The sequence below is a fragment of the Paracoccus sp. S4493 genome (genome assembly GCF_000967735.1).
Classification (GTDB): Bacteria; Pseudomonadota; Alphaproteobacteria; order Rhodobacterales; family Rhodobacteraceae; genus Paracoccus; species Paracoccus marcusii.
The window spans coordinates 1-774 of record NZ_JXYF01000410.1 but is presented as its reverse complement, the minus strand read 5'-3'; the positions used below and the strand labels follow the sequence as shown (position 1 = coordinate 774).

Below are 774 nucleotides of genomic sequence, written 5' to 3'. Positions count from 1 at the left end.
CCGCCCAACTGGTCGAACGGGCGGCCTGAGGGGCCTCAGTGGCCCTGATGGTCGCCGTGGTCGTGATCGGCGGGGGCGGCATCCTCGCGCTGGTTGTCGACGACGACCTGCACCTCCTCGGTGCCGCAATCGCCGAAATCCATCGACAGGGTCAGCGTGTCGCCATCGGCCAGCGGTTCGGCCAGGCCCAGCATCATGATGTGGTCGCCGCCGCGGTTCAGGGCGTGGGTCTGACCGGCGGCGACGGCGATCCCGTCCTCGATCCGGGTCATCTTCATGACGCCGCCTTCCTCGACATGGGTGTGCAGCTCGACCCGCTCGGCCGCGTCGGACGACACGCCCTGCAGGGTGCAGGCGACCTGACGGTGGTTTTCCAGCTGCATGAAGACCGCGCCCACCTTGGGGTTGGTGCTGCGCGCATAGGCGTCGTTGGCGTGCATGCCGTCATGGGCAAGGGCGGCCACCGGGGACAGCACCGCGACGGCGGCCAGGATCGACAGTTTCATTCGGCAAGGTCCTTGGATGGGGCCGGGGCGCGCACAGGCCGCACCGCACGGGCCGGGGTTCCGGACATGCAAAAGCCCCGCCGGAACGGCAGGGCCATGCATCATCCGACGATCATCGGATCAGGCGGTCGCGGCAGCCGATTCGGCCTTGACCAGGTCGCGCTTGATCTTCTGGGCGCGGTCCGACAGCTCGGTGTCCTTGGCTTTGGCCAGGAAGGCGTCCAGGCCGCCACGGTGATCGACCGAACGCAGCGCCGCGGCCGAGATG

At 69.0% G+C, this 774-nt stretch carries 1 protein-coding gene and 1 pseudogene; both read right to left on the bottom strand.

The genetic code is table 11. The features are described 5' to 3' along the window. Window positions 1-35 precede the first annotated feature (35 nt). Window positions 36-506, bottom strand: coding sequence for a copper chaperone PCu(A)C (locus TW83_RS18115; RefSeq protein WP_045984182.1), 471 nt, complete (start codon window positions 504-506; stop codon window positions 36-38). 120 nt (window positions 507-626) lie between these two features. After that, window positions 627-774: pseudogene (locus tag TW83_RS18110) on the bottom strand (50S ribosomal protein L28); the annotation flags it as partial.

Coding starts and splice junctions, on each gene's coding strand:
- TW83_RS18115 (WP_045984182.1), bottom strand. CDS start 506: ATGAAACTGTCGATCCTGGCCGCCGTCGCGGTGCTGTCCCCGGTGGCC.